1 protein-coding gene is annotated in these 1,082 nt (G+C 43.9%); it reads right to left on the bottom strand.

Annotated features, from left to right (window positions below; translation table 11 throughout):
• A partial coding sequence (locus KBJ98_RS15355; protein ID WP_210791949.1) for a DUF7507 domain-containing protein occupies positions 1–1,082 on the bottom strand: 1,082 nt, incomplete at both ends.

Here is a 1,082-nt window from a genome sequence, read left to right as displayed (position 1 = left end):
GGCTTGAGTAATCGTGTAGTTTTGTGTTAAAGTACCGCTGGCGTTTGGTGCCAAAGTACTCGGACTTACTGCAACATTGGTCATACCCAATTTAGCATCGCTTACAACGGCATTGCTTAGAGTGGTATTACCCGTGTTGGTGATGGTGAAGGTATACGTAATGGTATCGCCAACTTGAGCAGCTGTCGCATTGCCATTGTAAACGGATGTTTTTACCAAAGCTACGCTTGATGTTTTTGGAACAGTTGTTACCGTTGCGGTATCATTCGTAGTTGTTGTTCCCGACGTATCTGAAACTGTCACATTTGATGTATCTGTTGCGCTTCCTACTGCCGAATTCGTTACCGTTCCCGCATCGATATCAGCTTGGGTAATGGTATAGTTTTGTGTTAAAGTGCCGCTGGCGTTTGGTGCCAAAATACTCGGACTTACTGCAACATTGGTCATACCCAATTTAGCATCGCTTACAACGGCATTGCTTAAAGTAGTATTACCCGTGTTGGTGATAGTGAAGGTATACGTAATGGTATCGCCTACTTGTGCTACTGTTGCATTGCCATTGTAAACGGCTGTTTTTACTAACGCTACGCTTGATGTTTTTGGAAGATTGGTTACCGTTGCTGTATCGTTTGTTGTACTTGTTCCTGATGTATCTGAAACTGTCACATTTGATGGATCTGTAGCGCTTCCTATTGCTGAATTCGTTACCGTTCCCGCATTGATATCGGCTTGAGTAATCGTGTAGTTTTGTGTTAAAGTACCGCTTGCGTTTGGAGCTAAAGTACTTGGACTTACCGCTACATTGGTCATTCCTAATTTAGCATCGCTTACAACGGCATTGCTTAAAGTGGTATTGCCCGTGTTGGTGATGGTGAAGGTGTACGTAATGGTATCGCCAACTTGTGCTGCTGTCGCATTGCCATTGTAAACGGCTGTTTTAACCAAAGCTACGCTTGATGTTTTTGGAAGATTGGTTACCGTTGCTGTATCGTTCGTAGTTGTTGTTCCCGAAGTATCTGAAACTGTCGCATTTGATGGATCAGTGGCGCTTCCTATTGCTGAATTCGTTACCGTTCCCGCAT

It is taken from the genome of Flavobacterium erciyesense, from assembly GCF_018069925.1.
GTDB lineage: Bacteria > Bacteroidota > Bacteroidia > Flavobacteriales > Flavobacteriaceae > Flavobacterium > Flavobacterium erciyesense.
Note: the sequence above shows the minus strand (reverse complement) of the source record. Positions and strands in the feature narration are given on the sequence as shown.